At 37.3% G+C, this 18,364-nt stretch carries 14 protein-coding genes and 1 other annotated feature; of the genes, 13 read left to right on the forward strand and 1 reads right to left on the reverse strand.

Annotated elements, in window-relative coordinates:
• The first annotated feature begins 127 nt into the window (after positions 1–127).
• Positions 128–973, forward strand: a complete 846-nt coding sequence (locus tag FFM55_RS02490) for a hypothetical protein (protein WP_042491608.1) — start codon at positions 128–130, stop codon at positions 971–973.
• Positions 974–1,103: 130 nt separating this feature from the next.
• A complete protein-coding gene (locus FFM55_RS02495; RefSeq protein ID WP_137600445.1) occupies positions 1,104–1,832 on the forward strand; it encodes a hypothetical protein in 729 nt (242 codons plus the stop codon).
• Between the two features lie 85 nt (positions 1,833–1,917).
• On the opposite strand, the gene trhA is transcribed toward FFM55_RS02495, so the two are convergent.
• Positions 1,918–2,574 carry a PAQR family membrane homeostasis protein TrhA gene (trhA, locus tag FFM55_RS02500; RefSeq protein WP_042491605.1) on the reverse strand — a complete coding sequence of 219 codons (657 nt, stop codon included), beginning with the start codon at positions 2,572–2,574 and terminating at the stop codon, positions 1,918–1,920.
• Positions 2,575–2,690: 116 nt separating this feature from the next.
• Between trhA and FFM55_RS02505 the strand changes: the two genes are divergently transcribed.
• From FFM55_RS02505 to yqeH, 11 genes are all read left to right on the forward strand, one after another.
• On the forward strand, positions 2,691–3,311 hold the full coding sequence (locus FFM55_RS02505; protein WP_042491603.1) for a LysE/ArgO family amino acid transporter: 621 nt from the start codon (positions 2,691–2,693) through the stop codon (positions 3,309–3,311).
• 59 nt (positions 3,312–3,370) lie between these two features.
• Positions 3,371–3,578: a binding site (T-box leader), on the forward strand.
• Between the two features lie 78 nt (positions 3,579–3,656).
• Entirely contained in the window at positions 3,657–6,323 is a 2,667-nt protein-coding gene (locus tag FFM55_RS02510; protein WP_137600446.1) for a valine--tRNA ligase, read from the forward strand.
• A 165-nt stretch (positions 6,324–6,488) separates the two neighbouring features.
• The gene (locus FFM55_RS02515) at positions 6,489–7,808 is read left to right on the forward strand and encodes a bifunctional folylpolyglutamate synthase/dihydrofolate synthase (protein WP_137600447.1); all 1,320 of its coding nucleotides are present in this window, start codon (positions 6,489–6,491) and stop codon (positions 7,806–7,808) included.
• Between the two features lie 88 nt (positions 7,809–7,896).
• Positions 7,897–9,840 carry an ABC-F family ATP-binding cassette domain-containing protein gene (locus FFM55_RS02520; RefSeq protein ID WP_042491597.1) on the forward strand — a complete coding sequence of 648 codons (1,944 nt, stop codon included), beginning with the start codon at positions 7,897–7,899 and terminating at the stop codon, positions 9,838–9,840.
• Between the two features lie 231 nt (positions 9,841–10,071).
• Positions 10,072–10,347, forward strand: coding sequence for a co-chaperone GroES (locus FFM55_RS02525; RefSeq protein ID WP_042491596.1), 276 nt, complete (start codon positions 10,072–10,074; stop codon positions 10,345–10,347).
• A 44-nt stretch (positions 10,348–10,391) separates the two neighbouring features.
• On the forward strand, positions 10,392–12,011 hold the full coding sequence (groL, locus tag FFM55_RS02530; protein WP_042491594.1) for a chaperonin GroEL: 1,620 nt from the start codon (positions 10,392–10,394) through the stop codon (positions 12,009–12,011).
• A 211-nt stretch (positions 12,012–12,222) separates the two neighbouring features.
• A complete protein-coding gene (kimA, locus tag FFM55_RS02535) occupies positions 12,223–14,058 on the forward strand; it encodes a potassium transporter KimA (protein ID WP_042491593.1) in 1,836 nt (611 codons plus the stop codon).
• A 271-nt stretch (positions 14,059–14,329) separates the two neighbouring features.
• Positions 14,330–15,313, forward strand: a complete 984-nt coding sequence (locus FFM55_RS02540; protein WP_042491592.1) for a DUF2785 domain-containing protein — start codon at positions 14,330–14,332, stop codon at positions 15,311–15,313.
• Positions 15,314–15,391: 78 nt separating this feature from the next.
• The gene (locus FFM55_RS02545) at positions 15,392–16,540 is read left to right on the forward strand and encodes a D-alanine--D-alanine ligase family protein (protein ID WP_042491591.1); all 1,149 of its coding nucleotides are present in this window, start codon (positions 15,392–15,394) and stop codon (positions 16,538–16,540) included.
• Positions 16,541–16,698: 158 nt separating this feature from the next.
• Positions 16,699–17,226 carry a YqeG family HAD IIIA-type phosphatase gene (locus FFM55_RS02550; RefSeq protein WP_042491589.1) on the forward strand — a complete coding sequence of 176 codons (528 nt, stop codon included), beginning with the start codon at positions 16,699–16,701 and terminating at the stop codon, positions 17,224–17,226.
• The gene (gene yqeH / locus FFM55_RS02555) at positions 17,219–18,361 is read left to right on the forward strand and encodes a ribosome biogenesis GTPase YqeH (RefSeq protein WP_042491587.1); all 1,143 of its coding nucleotides are present in this window, start codon (positions 17,219–17,221) and stop codon (positions 18,359–18,361) included. Before FFM55_RS02550 ends, yqeH begins: the two co-directional genes overlap by 8 nt.
• Positions 18,362–18,364: the final 3 nt, after the last annotated feature.

Genomic DNA, 18,364 nt, shown 5'->3' on the forward strand with positions numbered 1-18,364 from the left:
CTCAGCTAGCTGATTGAGAAAAACCATTAATCGTAATTTTGTTAGAACGTAAGCAATTATTTTAAGTTGTCTGTAATTTCTGTTACAATTATCTTAATATCGACAGTTAAAGGATGGAGATCGCAATATGAGTGAGTCAAAACTAAATTTGGTAGCATCGACATTAACAAATAGTTTGGGGACAACTGTAATTGGTCACGTGGCAACAGCTGGTGTTGTGATCACCATGAAGTATGCAAATGGACAGTTTGAAACGGTAACCGTTGATGAATCAGGGAGTTTTCTAACCAAGGTGCCATCAAATAGTGGTGATAGCGTGACAATCGAGGCACAATCACCAACGCAAACCAGTAAAGAAACTCTATCATTGGTTATTGAGCAACCAGCACCTGTAATTACTGCGGTTATTTCAACTCAAAATGGTCAACGTCTATTAGAAGGACAGGTCAATCAAGCTGATGTTTCCATTTCAGTCCATTTCATTGGTGATGAACATGTTATTTCATTACCAGTTGATGAAAATCTTGAATTTGAACTAGTCTTACCAGATGACATTGTGCCGAGTCAAATTGAAGTGCATGCTACAAGTAATGAAACCGGTAAAACGGGGCGTACAATTGTTAGTTTGGGTGTTACGTCAAAAACTTTGGCTATGCCAGCCTTAACAGATGAAATGATTGCTGAATATATACGCAATGAGGAAGTTAAACAGGCGCCACAGCGAACCAATTCTGCTGTAACGACAGACACCATTCAAATAAATAATGGACCAATTAAAGTTGATGCGACAAGCTCAGCAAATGATCAACCTAGTGGGGCACAATCAGTAGTCGACACTAACGTTAATGATAAGACAGATGAACCGAATACGACGATAAGGAATGAACAAGTGCCAGAGGAATCACGCATAAATCGTCGTAAACGTGGCGGAATTCGCGGATTTTTTGCCCGATTATTTGGTAAAAAACACTAATGTTACAAAAGACGCCCTTTAATTTAACAAAACGGTAGCATTTGTTAATCTAACTGTGACACGGTGTCAAAAAAACGAACATTATTTGTGATAGAATATTATGGTTTAAGGAATAGAAAGGTAAATCATAATGCACAAACGACAAGTTACAATGATCATAGGAATTATGGTAGTTGCAGCAATAGTTGCGATTTTTGCGATTGTTTTTAACAGTTCTTCGCATCAGTCTGAAGAGACTGCCATTGCAGCTTCTTCATCAAGTCATAAGCAGGCTGCTACTAAAACAGATAAAACGAGTATGTCTACTCAAAAAGTAGTTGATAAAAAAGCTGCTAATTCTACAATAAGTAAACAGCAAGAAACCAGCACATCAAAGGCCACACAAGCTTTAGATATTAAAGCATTATTGCAGGGCCAAATTGATGCACCAAAGATTACTTCTGTAAAACAGGCAGATAAAAAAGTGACGGTTGTTTTTGAAGATGATGGCTCTAAAACACTTGATGAATTTATGGCAGCCTATGCTAAGGCGACAATTGCGGTGATTAAAGCAGCTGTGAAGAATGGCAATCAATCCGTTACGACTGCTCGTCAGGTTAAATTAGAAGATGGTATGGAATATGCAGTTGCTGCTAAGTGGGATAAAGAACAACTTGTAAATGCTGCTAAGCTATCTGATGGTGTCGCTATTAAGGATGTCTTACGCAATGCTGATCACTATGCTATTGGCGGCGCAGCTTGGGATGCTTTGACACAACGTCAAAAGAATGATTATAAAAATCAACAACATGGTGGGCAAAGTAAAGTTGCTGATGATCAGTTTGACAAGTGGGTACAGGCTGGTATTGTTAAAAATTAATTTTAAAAAAGTAGCAAATTACCGATAAATTGGCGATTTGCTACTTTTTAGAATTAGGGTTTTTGTTTAAGGGTATTAGCAAAAATTAATGGAAAAGAGTGTCGTAAATTGATAAATACATTAATGTTGCGCCAACAAGGACAAATAAATGCCAATAGACATGATTTAAGGGTATTTTTGGCATAAGATATAATAGTGAGCCTGCTGTATAGGTGATGCCACCAGCTAGTAGTAGATAAAATGCTAAAGATGACAAGGCCCCATAAAGTGCAGGTAAAGCTAAGATAATGAACCAGCCCATTAGGACATAAATAATCACCGAAACAAAGGGCCAACGACCAACGAAGAAAGTATCGTAAATAAGTCCTAAAAGCGTGCAACTTAGAATGGTTCCCCAAATTGGCCAACCAATTTTTGGGTCTAAGAAGAGCCATGTGTATGGGGTATAACTACCTAAAATGACGAGATAAATACCTGAATGATCTAAAAATTGGAAAATTTTGCCAGCCTTGGTAAAAATTAAAGCATGAAAAAGTGTTGAGGCAAGTAAAAAACTAATAATTGATAGTGCGTAGATCGAGAGTGCAACAATAGTGAAAGTAGAAAAGCCATGTTGGACACTGTTAACGATTAATAAGGTAGCGCCAACAATGGCAGCAATGACACCAAGTCCGTGAGTGATGGCATTTAAAGTTTCATAGGTGATGAGATAACGACGATTTTCTTTAGTTAGTGTAGGCATAGGCATCTCCTAGAATAGTGGCCTGAATAATTGATTACATATATTATGATTATAATAACTAATTTATCTGGTTTTGTAAACTAGATAAATTAGTTTTTGAAAGCGAAGGGGGAATTATGGTTTTAGCAACATTGATAAAAGGGATGATGATTGGATTTGCATTCGTTGCACCGATTGGCATGCAAAATTTATATGTCTTTAATAATGCATTGACTAATTCATTTAAACGGTCATTAGTGTACGTCTTATTTGTCTGGATGGCGGATTCATTATTTTCATTGGCAGCCTTTTTTGGTATGGGTGCCATTATTAGTTCAGTGACCTGGTTGAGACTGCTTGTCATGTTGATTGGTGGTGGATTAGTTATTTGGATTGGTTGGGGCATTTTACGTAGTGCCAACTCAGTACAATTAAATACAACAGGCAATAAACTACCAGTTAAACAAGCCTTTTTGACAGCATTCATTGTATCTTGGGCAAATCCGCAGGCATTAATCGATGGTAGCCTATTATTGGGTGCGTTACGGGGAACTTTAGATAAGAGTCAGGTTTGGCCATTTATTATTGGTGTGATTATGGCAACTTTTATTTGGTTTAATACAATTACAATCGTAATGAATATTTTAAAAGAGCGTTTACCAAAGAAGGTTTTGATTTGGGTTAATATTTTATCGGGAATTATTGTGTTAGTATATGGAGCTTATCTCTTAATTCAAGCCATTATCGAATTAATCTAATAACTAGCATAAGTACTGATTAAAACTTGATTTTTTATGTTTAACATTGTAAAATTGCGTTCATAGCAATGTACTAGAGAGTACAAGTAAAATTATTAACAGCGACAAAATCATTTTGGTGGAAGATTTTGATTAATCTACTTGGAAGGTAACTAGTAGGCTTTATCAGTGAAATGAGTAGTTGATAACGTGTCGACGCGTTAAGTCAAAATGAGATAGAGTATTAAACTCTAATTCAGGTGGTACCGCGATAATGTCGCCCTGATCATACAGATAATTGTATGGTTGGGGCTTTTTTAATGCCTAAAGCCTGATTAAGAGGAACAAAAATAAGGAGTTAGGGTTATGCGAGAAATTGATATGCCTGGTAAGTACAATCCGACCGCCGTTGAAGCAGGTCGTTATGATAAGTGGGTGCAAGAGAAGCGTTTTAAGCCATCTGAAAATAAAAAGGCGCGCCCTTATTCAATCGTTATTCCACCACCCAACGTGACTGGTAAATTGCATTTGGGTCATGCATGGGATACAACTTTACAAGATATGCTGATCCGTCAAAAACGCATGCAGGGATTTGATACGTTATGGTTGCCTGGTATGGATCATGCTGGTATTGCAACGCAAGCTAAGGTTGAACAACGTTTAGCAGAATCAAATATTTCACGCTATGATTTAGGACGTGAAAAGTTTATTGATCAAGTTTGGGATTGGAAGAATGAGTATGCTGCAACCATAAAATCACAATGGGGTAAGCTGGGGCTTTCACTAGATTATGATCGTGAACGTTTTACTTTAGATGATGGTTTGTCTGAAGCGGTTCGTAAGGTCTTTGTGACATTGTATGAAAAAGGTTTGATTTACCGTGGTGAGTACATCATCAACTGGGATCCTAAGGCAAGAACTGCGTTATCTGATATTGAGGTTATTCACCAAGATGATGAAGGCGCCTTTTATCATGTGCAATATCCATTTGTGGATGATGATACAACTTTTGAAGGCAAGCACTATATTGAAATTGCAACGACCCGTCCTGAAACAATGTTTGGGGATGTGGCTGTGGCTGTGCATCCTTCAGATGAGCGCTACAAAGCATTAGTTGGTAAAAAAGTATTGGTACCATTGGTAAATCGTGAAGTCCCAATTATTGCTGATGAATATGTTGATCCTGAATTTGGTTCTGGAATGGTTAAAATTACACCAGCACATGATCCAAATGACTTTGGTGTTGGTAATCGTCATGATTTGGAACGCATTAATACAATGAATGAAGATGCTTCAATGAATGAACGTGCTGGTAAGTACGTTGGGATGGATCGTTTTGAGGCACGTAAAGCAATTGTCGCTGACTTGCAAGCTGGTGGCTGGATGTTATCAGTTGAACCAATTGTGCATGCTGTAGGACATTCAGAACGTACTGGTGTGCAGGTTGAGTCACGGTTATCAACACAATGGTTTGTTAAGATGAAGCCGTTGGCGGAACAAGCATTGAATATGCAAAAATCAGAAGATCGTGTTGATTTTTATCCGCCACGTTTTGAAGGAACCTTTACACGTTGGATGGATGATATTCATGATTGGGTTATTTCACGTCAATTATGGTGGGGCCACCAAATTCCAGCCTGGTATCATAAAGAAACTGGTGAGATGTATGTGGGGATGGAAGCACCTGAAGACAGTGAAAATTGGACACAAGATTCAGATGTGTTAGATACATGGTTCTCATCAGCTTTATGGCCATTTTCAACAATGGGTTGGCCTGATACGGATGCAGAGGACTTTAAGCGTTATTTCCCAACGGATACATTGGTAACTGGTTATGATATTATCTTCTTCTGGGTTGCACGTATGATGTTCCAATCTAAGGAATTTACAGGGCAACGTCCTTTTAAGAATGTTTTGATTCATGGGTTGATTCGTGATGAACAGGGACGTAAGATGTCAAAGTCATTGGGCAATGGTATTGACCCAATGGATGTGATTGAAAAGTATGGTGCAGATGCGTTGCGTTGGTTCTTGGCAACTGGTTCAACACCAGGGCAAGATGTCCGTTTTTCATACACAAAGATGGACTCAGCATGGAACTTTATTAATAAAATTTGGAATGCATCTCGATACGTTTTGATGAACCTATCTGATGATACTAAAGCTGAACTACCAACAGATATGACTAATTTCTCATTAGCCGATAAGTGGATTTTGTCACGCTTGAATAAGACGATTGCGATTGTAACAAAGAATTTTGAAAAGTTTGAATTTGGTGAAGCTGGCCGAGCTCTTTACAACTTTATTTGGAATGATTTTGCTGATTGGTACATTGAAATGACGAAGGAAACTTTGAATGGTGATGATCAAGCAGCACAAAAAACAGTGCAAGCAATTTTGGCTTATGTATTAGACAATACGTTACGCTTGCTACATCCAATTATGCCTTTTGTTACAGAAGCTATTTGGCAAGAAATGCCACATGAAGGGGAGACAATCGTTACAGCTGCCTACCCAACTGTTAAGCAAGGTTTGAATGATGATCAAGCTGAAATAGACTTTAATAGTTTGATTGACCTGATTAAAGCAGTTCGTACTATTCGTACAGAAGCAAATGCACCAATGTCAACGACGATTGATATCTTAATTAAAACGAGTGATGATAATCTACAACGTATCTTTAATGAAAATGTTGATTATATTAATCGTTTTGTGAAGCCAAAGAATTTACAAATTGCTGCAGATATTAAAGCACCTGATTTAGCGATGACCCAAATCATTTCTGGTGCAGAAATTTACGTGCCATTGGCTGAATTGATTAATTTGGATGATGAAATTGCCCGTTTACAAGATGAAATCAAGAAGTTCCAAGGCGAAGTAAAACGTGCTAATGGTAAATTAGGTAATGACAAGTTTGTTAATAACGCACCAGAAGCTGTTGTTGCTGCAGAACGTGAAAAGTTAGCGGATTGGGAGAACAAATTAGAAGCAACTCACAACCGTTTAGCACAGTTGCAAGATGCGCAAGCATAAGAAAAGATACTTGCTATCATGATTATTTGCGTGTATAATTCATTGTATTGTGAATCACGAATTTAAGCTGTTCGTCGTTACAATGCAGTAAATTACACAAACATGAGCGCCGTCTACTTTGTAGAGGGCGCTTTTGTTTTTTGATGGGATAAATTTGAGGAATATATGATAAAAATAACGACAGCTGCTCAAGCAATTGACTACATTCATAGCCGCCATAAGTGGTCTAAAACACCTAGATTTGAGCGTTTAAATAAAATTTTAGATTTATTAGGCCATCCTGAACGACAATCAAAATATGTACACATTACAGGAACAAATGGTAAAGGCTCTACCAGTAAAATGGTTGCGCAGTTACTTAGAAAAAGTGGGCTACAGGTTGGATTATTCACGTCACCATATATTTTAAAATTTAACGAACGGATTCAAGATGATAACGGTAGTATCCAAGACGCTGATTTATTAGCAATAATGCAAGAATTGTCCCCAATTATAGAAACGTTAGATGAGACATTGCCTAGTGGATTGACTGAATTTGAAACATTAACAGTATTGATGTTTATGTATTTTGCTAAGCATCCGGTTGATGTCGTCGTTTTGGAAGTTGGTGTTGGTGGTACTTGGGATTCAACGACAATCATACCAGATAAAATTGTTTCGGTTGTGACCACGGTTGGACTTGATCATATGCATGTATTGGGAAATACATTAACAGAAATTGCGACGCAAAAAGCTGGGATTATTCAAAAACAGCGGCCGGTTGTTGTTGGTCGTTTATCAGTGGCAGCCAATGCTGTCATTGATACAGTCGCAAGTGCAATGGGTGCGCCAATTTATCGATTAAATGAACAATTTAAAACCATAAATCACCAAACAACACAAGCTTGGGGTGAAACGTTCACGGTAACAGGGACGGTTAATTATCAAGAAGTTTTTGTTGATTTAATCGGGCAATATCAAATTGATAATGCAGCTGTTGCTATCCAAACCGCAGCATTAGTTTGTGATTATTTTGGGTTGGTTTTAACTAGTGAACATGTTGCAACTGCTTTACAGACGGTTACTTGGCCTGTACGTTTTGAAAAAATTAGTTGTCAACCGTCGATTGTTTTGGACGGCGCACATAATGAGCCTGGTGTGCGAGCCTTAGCAAAGACAATTGCTGATCGTTTTAGTGAACAAACAGTACATCTTCTCTTTGGTGCATTGCAAGATAAAAATTATGCAAAAATGTTACAATTATTAGCAGACTTACCTAATGTTGATTTACATGTTGTGGGCTTTGAAGGACCGAATAATCGGCAACCAATTAATCCAAACGCTGCTGCTCACCAGATAAAAAATCAAACGGTGACAGTTCATGAAAATTGGCAAAGTGGTTTTGCAGCTGTGACGTCACAAATGCAAAAGGATGATCTGATTTTATTTACAGGCTCATTGTATTTTGTTTCTGAAGTAAGACAGAATTTGACAGTATTAGATTAAGCATAGGTGTGAGGCGTATTTAATAAATTATAGAAAAATAATATTAACTAAATAACGGAATATTTTAGTTACAATGGAGTAATAAAAAATGATTATTTTGCAAGCAAGCAATGTTGCACGTCGCTTTAATGGTGTGACATTTTTTGATAATATTTCAATGCAAATTCAAAGTAAAGCCCGGGTTGGGTTAGTTGGCCGAAATGGGGCTGGAAAATCAACATTATTGAAAATGTTGATTGGTGAAACGACACCTGATGAGGGTGAAGTTTCAATGAAAAAAGGTATTCAATTAGCGTATTTAGCACAAAATTCGGGTTTAGATTCAGACCTATCAGTTTATAATGAAATGCTAACGGCCTTTGCTGACGTCATTGCATTGGAAAAGCGGTTACGTCAATTGGAAAATCAAATTGCAACGACAACGGATTATACCAGTGATGCTTATACAGAATTATTAGCTGCTTATGATCAAGCGCAACATGATTTTGATGAAAAAAATGGTTACGGTTACGATGCAACAATTCGATCAGTGTTACATGGATTTGGTTTTGATGAATCATTTTATGATCAAAAAATTGCGGCATTATCTGGTGGACAACGAACACGGTTGGCAATTGCAAAGCAATTGTTGGAAACACCTGATCTGCTTATTTTAGATGAACCAACTAACCATTTAGATATGCAAACGCTAGCGTGGTTAGAGCAATACCTTAAAAATTATCAAGGTGCCTTACTAATTGTTTCTCACGATCGTTACTTCTTGGATCGTGTCGTAACAGAAGTGTATGATATGCATTCGGGGCAGTTGGATCATTATAAAGGTAATTATAGTGATTTTATGAAACAAAAAGCTGCTAATATTTTGCAAGAACAAAAGGCGTATGATAAACAACAAGAAGAAATTGCTAAATTAGAAGATTTCGTGAAAAGAAACATTGTGCGTGCTTCAACCACAAAGCGTGCCCAATCACGACGTAAACAATTAGAGCGGATGACCCGAATTGAGGCACCTAAAAATGAATCAGGTGTAGCTAGAATTCAGTTTATGGCTGATGAAGACTCAGGTAATGAAGTACTACGTGTTAATGATGTGAAGTTAGGGTATGACATGACGCATGTACTAGCAGAAAACGTTAATGTAGCAGTTGATAAACAGCATGCTGTGGCTTTAGTAGGACCGAATGGAATTGGTAAATCAACATTTATTAAAACCGTCTTGGGCAAATTACCCTTATTAGCTGGCCAAATAAAATTAGGCGCCAATGTAACAGTTGGTTATTATGATCAAGAACAGCAGACATTGGATAACAAGCGTTCTGTGATTGATACGATTTGGGATGAACACCCCACGATGCCAGAAAAGGATGTGCGATCAATTTTGGGTTCATTTATGTTTTCAGGTGAGGCGGTTGAAAAGTTAGTAGCTGCTCTATCTGGTGGTGAACGTGCGCGTCTTTTGTTAACCAAATTAGCGTTGGAGCATGCTAATTTTTTAATCTTAGATGAGCCAACAAATCACTTAGACATTGATTCGCGGGAAGTATTGGAAACGGCTTTAAACGAGTATAATGGGACTATTTTCTTTGTGTCACATGATCGTTATTTCATTAATGAGGTGGCAACGGAAGTAGTTGAATTATCACCAAATGGTACGCGCTTTTTTGATGGTGATTATGATTATTATCTTGAAAAGACAGCTGGAGAATCTACTGAACAAAGTACAACAACTAGTCAAGCGGTACAAAAAGAAGATCATCTTAAAACATTATCACGAGCTGAACAAAAAGAAAAACAACGAGAACAACGCCGTTTGGAACGCGCAGTGACTGCGCTTGAAAACCAAATGACCGATCTTTCTGATGAACATGATGTTGTAAATGAAGCATTAAATGACCCTCAAAATGGTGCTGATTTACAAAAACTAAATGAATTATCAGAAAAAATTGCGGCATTAGATAGTCAATTAGAAGATATTGAAGATCAGTGGACGGAAGCTAGTGTAGCTTTAGAACAATTTTTGACTGAAAATTAAATACGTGATTAAAAAGCTTGATTTAAGGGCATTGCATAGTTGCTAAATTTAAAATGAGACGTTAATCCAACCGTTTTATAATGGTTGGATTAACGTTTTTTTGTATTAAAATATCTGGTAGGAAAGGTTTGCAAAAAAAGAAGAGTGTGGTATTATTGATAGTGTTGATTAGCACTTAAACATAAAGAGTGCTAAAATAAGAAAAAATATAACCTGTGGAGGTCAGATAACATGTTGAAACCATTAGGAGATCGTGTTGTATTGCAAGTATCAGAAGCACCTGAGCAATCAGTTGGGGGAATTTTATTAGCTTCTAATGCACAAGAAAAGTCAGTTACAGGAAAAGTCGTTGCTGTTTCAACGCAAACAGTTGGCGATTTAACAGCACCTGTTGCAGTTAAAGAGGGCGATCAAGTCATCTTTGATAAATATGCAGGCGCAGAAATTAGTATTGATGGGGTTGACTATTTAGTTGTTCACGAAAAAGACATCGTGGCAGTTTTGTAATTTAAATACTTAATACTTAATAAAACGATAGAGGGTAATAAATTATGGCAAAAGATATTGAATTTTCAGAAGATGCACGTGCAAAAATGCAAGCGGGTGTTGATAAGCTTGCCGATACAGTTAAAACAACAATTGGTCCTAAGGGACGTAATGTTGTGATCGAACAAAGTTTTGGTGCACCAACAATTACAAATGATGGTGTGACAATCGCAAAGGCTGTTGAATTAGAAGACCATTTTGAAGATATGGGTGCTAAATTAGTTGCCGAAGTTGCTTCAAAGACTAACGATATTGCTGGAGATGGTACGACCACAGCAACGGTATTGGCACAATCTATTATTAATGAAGGTATGAAGAACGTGACTGCTGGTGCTAACCCAGTTGGTGTTCGTCGTGGAATTGAATTAGCAACAGAGGCTGCTGTAAAAGCTTTGCATGATATGTCAAAGACAGTTTCTACTAAAGAGGAGATTACACAAATTGCTTCAATTTCAGCAGCTAACCCAGAAGTTGGCCAATTAATTGCTGAAGCAATGGAAAAAGTGGGTAATGATGGGGTCATTACTATTGAAGAATCAAAGGGTATTGAAACAACCTTAGACGTTGTTGAAGGAATGCAATTTGATCGTGGTTACATGTCACAATACATGGTAACGGATAATGACAAGATGGAAGCATCATTGGATAATCCTTATATCTTAATTACTGATAAGAAGATTGGTAACATTCAAGATATTCTACCCGTTTTGCAAAGCGTTGTTGAACAAGGACGTGCTTTGCTAATCATCGCTGATGATATTACTGGTGAAGCATTACCAACGCTTGTTTTAAATAAGATGCGTGGTACATTTAATGTAGTTGCTGTTAAGGCACCTGGATTTGGTGATCGTCGCAAGGCACAACTAGAAGATATCGCAATCTTAACTGGCGGTACTGTCATTACTGATGAATTAGGCTTGAATTTGAAGGATATGACAATCGATCAACTTGGACAAGCTGCTAAAGTTACAGTTACCAAGGATAATACAACGATTGTTGAAGGTAATGGTAATTCAGCAACTATCAAGGAACGTGTTGAATTAATTAAGGGTCAAATTGCAGAAACAACTTCTGATTTTGATCGTGAAAAACTACAAGAACGTCTAGCTAAGTTGGCTGGTGGTGTCGCTGTTGTTAACGTTGGTGCAGCAACCGAAACGGAACTAAAAGAACGTAAGTACCGTATTGAAGATGCTTTGAACGCTACTCGTGCTGCCGTGGAAGAAGGATTCGTTTCAGGTGGTGGAACTGCCTTGGTTAATGTTATCCCAGCTGTTGCGGAGTTGTCTGAAGAAGGCGACGTTCAAACTGGTATTAACATTGTTAAGCGTGCATTGGAAGAACCTGTTCGTCAAATTGCAGAAAATGCCGGTGTTGAAGGTTCTGTTATTGTTAACCAATTGAAGCATGAAGAAGTTGGTGTTGGGTACAATGCAGCAACTGGTGAGTGGACTGATATGATTCAAGCTGGTATTGTGGACCCAACGAAGGTAACCCGTTCAGCTTTGCAAAATGCAGCTTCTGTTTCAGCTTTGTTATTGACGACTGAGGCAGTGATTGCTAATAAGACTGATGATTCAGCTGCACAAATGCCTGCTCAGGGTGGCATGCCAGGTATGATGTAAAATAGTAATTAAAAATGGTGGTGACTGTACAAAAGTCGTCACCATTTTTTGTGTGCACAAGTCTGTCATAATGTCATGAAAAAGAAAAATAAAAAATGAGATAAAAAGATAGACAATTAATAATTTGAGAACTACAATGAGTCCTTGTATAAACTGTTGGTAAGATATGCATGTTGTATACAATTAACTTTATTTATTGAGGAGCAAGAAGATGTGGCCTTTATTGAAGCGGTTTTTAATTGGCAAACCATTAAAAACTTTAGATGAAGATGCAAGACACCTTAGTCGAACAAAGGCGTTGGCTTTGTTATCGTCAGATGCTTTGTCATCTGTTGCCTATGGAACAGAGCAAATTATCACAGTGTTAATGGTTGTAGGTGGTGCTGCAACATTATGGTTACAGTTACCAATTGTTGGATTGGTTTTAATTTTGTTGGCAGCAATTACGCTATCATACCGACAAATTATTCATGAGTATCCTGCAGGTGGTGGTGCTTATCTTGTTACTTCCACCAATTGGGGTCGTAATGCCGGCTTAATTGCGGGTGGTTCATTATTGGTCGACTACATGTTAACAGTTGCAGTATCAGTAGCTTCCGGAACAGAAGCGATTGTTTCAGCCATTCCAGCATTACATCCGTATAATGTTGCGATTGGTATCATTATCATTTTAGCGCTAACGGGTCTTAACTTACGTGGCATGCGTGAATCAGCAGGTGTTTTGATGGTGCCAGTTTATTTATTTATTTTGATAATGGTTATCATGATTATTTGGGGATTCGTGAATATTTTTACAGGTAACGTGCAGTATCAACCGACAACTACCGGACATATTGCAACCGGTAGTGTGTCACTATTGCTGTTTTTAAAAGCCTTTTCTAGTGGTTCATCTTCGTTAACAGGGGTGGAAGCAATTTCCAATGCGGTACCTAATTTCAAGAAGCCTAAGGCAAAAAATGCAGCAGCAACATTATTGGTAATGGCACTCATTTTAACGTTTTTACTTGTGGGTGTGACAGGGTTATCATTTGCTTATGGTATTAAGCCAGCCGAAAATCTCACTGTTTTGGCACAAATTGGTGAACAAGTATTTGGCCATGGTGTTTTATTTTATGTCTTACAGATTGCAACAGCAGCCATTTTAGCGGTTGCGGCAAATACGGGCTTTTCAGCTTTTCCACAATTAGCTTTTAATTTGGCTAAAGATAAGTTTATGCCGCATAGTTACATGGATAGAGGAGATCGTTTAGGATATTCAAAGGGAATTATTTCACTCGCTTTTGGTGCAATTGTGCTACTAGCTATCTTCCAAGGATCGACAGCTGCTTTAATTCCGTTGTACGCAGTCTGTGTATTTGTGCCATTTACTTTATCGCAGTCGGGGATGATTATTCACTGGTGGCGTGAACGTAGTGGATTTTGGTTAGGTAAATCAATTATTAACCTAGTTGGTGCTTTATTGTCAGCACTCTTAGTTATTATATTGTTTACGTTACATTTTGCTTCAGTATGGCCATATTTGCTAATCATGCCAATTGTCCTCCGTATTTTCCTAGTGATTAATCGACACTATCGGTTAGTGGCTAAACAATTAAAAATTTTGTCACAAGAACCTATTCGCCGGAGTCGGTATGATGGTGCAACGGTGATTGTCCTTGTATCTAATTTAACACGGGCTACGGCTGATGCTGTTGATTATGCAAAGTCGGTTGGTGATAAAGTATTGGCGATGCATGTGTCGTTTGATTCAAATCCCCAAAAAGAACATCGTTTGGGTGTTGAATTTAAGCGCGAATTTCCAGATGTACGCTATGTTGATATTCATTCTTCATATCGTTCTATTACAAAACCAGCAATGCGATTTGTTGATGAAATTGCTAAAGCAACAACAGCTCGCAATCATTCTTTGACGATTTTAATACCACAATTTGTGCCACGTCACGGTTGGCAGAATGCCTTGCATAATCAAAATAGTAATAAACTAAGAGCAGCATTGGCATCCCGTGATGTGACAGTGTCTACCTATTATTTCCATTTGAAAGAGTAATTTTTAAAACTTATCAGTTTATTTATCAATATCATCATAAAAACGTCTACTATAATGAGACATACGATAAAATGTTAGAGAATTAGTTTAACTTATTGTGTATGGACCCAATAACCTAGTAGGCGTTTTTTCTGTTCAACAGGGCATAGTTATAAGGGACTTTAAAAAAATCGGATATAAGTTTATATTTGTCGTCATTCGTGTGTTTTTTATTTTAAATGGTTGTGGTACTCTAAATGAGACAAATAATAACAAGGAAAGGCGTCAAAGAATGGAATATACGATTGACGACGTTCGTGATGAATTAAAGACGCTTCACGAACAAGTCTATGCAGGTAAATTATTAAATTCACTAGGTAGTCAAATTGGTCATTTACTTGATCAGATTGATTATGATGAACCTAGCCAAGTTGTGCAATTATCAGATGAACAAGCACAAGATATTAAACAGCGTATTTTAGAATGGCAACAAATGATGTATGCTGGTCAATCTGTTAAAGTTAGCAATCAAGACGTTTTGGATTTGTTAAGTAGCCTACGGCAAACTGATCCAGCATTGCGTGATAAGGGTGCTTTCTTTTTTATCAGTGATGGACTACAAAATGGTGTGTTTGAAACGAATCAATTATTTTTAATAATCCGTTGTCTTATTCAAGATAATGTATTATTTAGTCATATTGATGAACTAGACAATGATGGCGTATTTTATCGTTCGTTTGCAATATTTGTTTTGTCAATGTTACGCCATGCTAATCGTAAAGGTGCTAATAAATTTATTAGTGATGAAGTAGATCAAACGTTATTTATCAACTTTGCTACGTATATTGCTTTAGAACGTGATACTCGTGGTTTTGTTGGTGATAAAGGTTGGGCACATGCTTTTATGCATATTGGTAATTTAATGTCAGAATTTATACATGATGATAATGTGCAACGGGCGGATAAAATATTTTTGTTGACCATTTTAATTGAAAAATTAAAACGGTTGGATACACCACTTATTATGGGTGAAAATCGGCGTTTGATTGGCCTTATTACAGAGTTAGTTAATAAAAATGAATTATATGCAAAGTACTTTTTACAACAATTAAAACAATGGCGTCAAGAGATGACGCGGCAAATGCAACCAGAATCAGAGGGTGCATGGCACTGTTTGTATAATCAACAAAGATTTTTACAGGGTCTCATGATGCGAGACAATCTGCCTAAAGAAATTTTGGATTATTTGAATGAGTCCCGGAATTTTTTAATGTAAGAATCCCATAAATCGGATTTGTGTGTTATACTTAGGTTTCTATATTAAATCAGTTTGACAGTCAAGGGGAGAACCAATATGTCAGAAAAATTAAATATTGCAATGTTGTTTGGTGGAAATTCATCTGAACACGATGTTTCAAAGCGGTCAGCACATAACATTTATGATGCTATGGATAAAGAGAAGTATGATGTAACTGTCTTTTTGATTTCAAAAGACGGTATTATGATCAACTCAAAAGATTCATGGCGCGTGTTTGAAGGGGAAGATGAAGATACCATTGTTGCTGCAGCTAAGGAAAAGATGGACATGTCTAATCCATTAACGCCAATCGCTGCATTGAGTGAGATGGCGAACATTGATTTCTTCTACCCAGTAGTTCATGGAAACTTGGGCGAAGATGGTACGTTGCAAGCATTGTTCCGTTTGCTAAAGAAGCCATATTTGGGACCAGGAATTGCTGCATCAGCAATGTCATTTGATAAAGATTTGACAAAGCGTATTCTAAATCAAGCAGGTGTACGTAACACTGATTATGTTTTGGTAACTGACCAAAATTATAAGGATTACACTTTTGATGAATTGACGGCTAAGCTAAACTCAGATGTTTTGTTTGTTAAGGCTGCTAGTCAAGGATCATCAGTGGGTGTCTCACGTGTAACAAATGCTGAAGAGTATGCAGTTGCATTGAAAGATTCATTCCAATATGATTATAAAGTTTTGGTTGAGGGTGGCTTGGATAAGCCACGTGAAGTCTTTATCTCAATTTTGGGGAATGAAAACCCACGTGCTTCACGTTTAGGTGGTATTGTCTTGCCAGAAGACGATGTTTGGTATGATTACAATAACAAGTTCGTGGATGCATCTGGAATGGTCTTTGAATTACCTGCCAAGATGGATGATGCATTAGCTGAAGAAATTACTGACATGGCTTTGCGTGCGTACAAGGCACTAGGACTTGTTGGCTTAACACGTATGGATTTCATGATTGATAACAATGGTGTCCCTTACTTAGGTGAGCCTAACACATTACCTGGATTTACTAATATTTCATTGTATCCACAAATGTGGGAAGTTTCAGGAATTAGTTATACAAAATTGATTGATGAATTGATTCAATATGGTATGGCTGAATTTGAACGTCAAAATAAATTATCATACGATTTCGTTTCACTTGGTGAAGAACGTATGGGTGAAAAGCAATACAATGCTGAAGTAGCAAAATAATAATAAAGTGTAATAAACCACGTCTCTACTAGAGATGTGGTTTATTTGTTGTCTTAATTTTAAATTTTAAAACGTGTAATCCCGTGGCAGAGTTCTTTATAAAATAACAAATTTAGCGTATACTTTAGAATAAGATTAACAGTGGAAAAGGATAAAAAATGACGAACTCATTTACCCCAACTTGGATGATTGACGCAATTTATTGCGTTACCCCAAAACAATTACAACAGCACAACATTAAAGCTGTTTTGACAGATTTAGATAATACATTAGTAGCCTGGAATAATCCTGATGGTACGCGTGAACTACATGATTGGTTACTGCAAATGAAACAAGCACAAATCCCCGTTTTAATTGTTTCTAACAATTCAGCTGATCGGATTGCACGAGTCGCTGACCCATTGCAATTAGACTTTGTTGCACGAGCTTTAAAACCGATGACTCGTGGATTAAAGGAAGCTGCTAAAACATTACAACTTGATCCAAGTCAAATTGTAATGGTGGGTGATCAATTATTAACCGATGTTTGGGCTGCAAATAATGCTGGTATGCGTAGTATTTTAGTTAAGCCCTTAATTGAAACTGATCAATGGAATACAAAGATTAATCGTTTCTTTGAAAAAGGTGTCAAAAAGGATATGTTAAAGAACAATCCACAATTACAATGGAGGAAGCAACTTGATTAGTGAAGAGACAATACGTCAATATATAGATGAAGGATTACGTTGTATTGGCTGTGGTGCGTTAATTCAAACCGAAAATAAAAATGAGATTGGCTACACACCAATGTCAGCGCTTAAAAAGAGCTTTGAGAATGATGAAGTCTTTTGTCAACGGTGCTTCCGTTTGCGTCACTATAATGAAATTCAACCAGTTAATCTAACTGATGATGATTTTCGTCATTTGTTAGAGCAAATTGCAGATACAAATTCATTGGTCGTTTATGTTATGGATGTCTTTGATTTTTCAGGCTCGTTAATTCCTGGTTTGCATCGCTTTGTTGGAAACAATGACGTTTTGTTAGTTGGTAATAAGGTAGATGTGTTACCACGGTCATTGAAGCGCAGTAAGATTAAAGATTGGATGCGTCAGCAAGCTAATATTGCTGGCCTTCGTCCAGTTGATGTTGCTTTGACATCAGGAAAAAATGGTGAAGATATTGAAAAAATGCTTGATTTAATTGCAAAATATCGTAAAAACCGTTCTGTTTACGTTGTGGGGGTTACTAACGTTGGTAAGTCAACCTTAATTAACCAAGTTATTAAGTCCGTAACGGGTGATCGTCATGATGTTATTACAACATCACGCTTCCCAGGGACAACATTGGATCGTATTGAAATTCCGCTGGATGATGACAGTAATATTATTGATACCCCTGGTATTATTCATCAAGATCAAATGGCACATTATTTAAGTGCAAAGGATTTGAAATACGTCTCACCACAAAAAGAAATTAAGCCTAAGACATTCCAATTAAATGAAGGACAGACTTTATTTATGGGGGCTTTGGCACGTTTTGATTATATTCAAGGCCAGCGCACTGGTATCACAGCATATTTTGAAAATAATTTGTTGATTCACCGAACGAAGTTAGCTAATGCAGATGCATTTTATGAAAAACATGCTGGTGACTTATTAGCACCGCCAACAGCCGAAAACTTAGCTATGTTGCCACCGTTGCAACGCTATGAATTTAAAACAACAGAAAAGACAGATATTGTGATTGACGGATTAGGTTGGCTAACCGTACCAGCAAATACTGTTGTCGCAGGCTGGGCACCAAAGGGTGTTTCAGTATTAACAAGAAGGGCAATGATTTAAAAC

Source organism: Weissella sagaensis (assembly GCF_005405285.1).
GTDB classification, from domain to species: Bacteria; Bacillota; Bacilli; order Lactobacillales; family Lactobacillaceae; genus Weissella; species Weissella sagaensis.

What these genes read in the sequence shown, in the direction of transcription:
- trhA (WP_042491605.1), bottom strand. Translation starts at nt 2,574, where the DNA reads ATGCCTACACTAACTAAAGAAAATCGTCGTTATCTCATCACCTATGAA.
- kimA (WP_042491593.1), top strand. Translation starts at nt 12,223, where the DNA reads ATGTGGCCTTTATTGAAGCGGTTTTTAATTGGCAAACCATTAAAAACT.
- FFM55_RS02510 (WP_137600446.1), top strand. Translation starts at nt 3,657, where the DNA reads ATGCGAGAAATTGATATGCCTGGTAAGTACAATCCGACCGCCGTTGAA.
- FFM55_RS02515 (WP_137600447.1), top strand. Translation starts at nt 6,489, where the DNA reads ATGATAAAAATAACGACAGCTGCTCAAGCAATTGACTACATTCATAGC.
- FFM55_RS02490 (WP_042491608.1), top strand. Translation starts at nt 128, where the DNA reads ATGAGTGAGTCAAAACTAAATTTGGTAGCATCGACATTAACAAATAGT.
- FFM55_RS02520 (WP_042491597.1), top strand. Translation starts at nt 7,897, where the DNA reads ATGATTATTTTGCAAGCAAGCAATGTTGCACGTCGCTTTAATGGTGTG.
- FFM55_RS02545 (WP_042491591.1), top strand. Translation starts at nt 15,392, where the DNA reads ATGTCAGAAAAATTAAATATTGCAATGTTGTTTGGTGGAAATTCATCT.
- FFM55_RS02540 (WP_042491592.1), top strand. Translation starts at nt 14,330, where the DNA reads ATGGAATATACGATTGACGACGTTCGTGATGAATTAAAGACGCTTCAC.
- groL (WP_042491594.1), top strand. Translation starts at nt 10,392, where the DNA reads ATGGCAAAAGATATTGAATTTTCAGAAGATGCACGTGCAAAAATGCAA.
- FFM55_RS02550 (WP_042491589.1), top strand. Translation starts at nt 16,699, where the DNA reads ATGACGAACTCATTTACCCCAACTTGGATGATTGACGCAATTTATTGC.
- FFM55_RS02525 (WP_042491596.1), top strand. Translation starts at nt 10,072, where the DNA reads ATGTTGAAACCATTAGGAGATCGTGTTGTATTGCAAGTATCAGAAGCA.
- FFM55_RS02505 (WP_042491603.1), top strand. Translation starts at nt 2,691, where the DNA reads ATGGTTTTAGCAACATTGATAAAAGGGATGATGATTGGATTTGCATTC.
- FFM55_RS02495 (WP_137600445.1), top strand. Translation starts at nt 1,104, where the DNA reads ATGCACAAACGACAAGTTACAATGATCATAGGAATTATGGTAGTTGCA.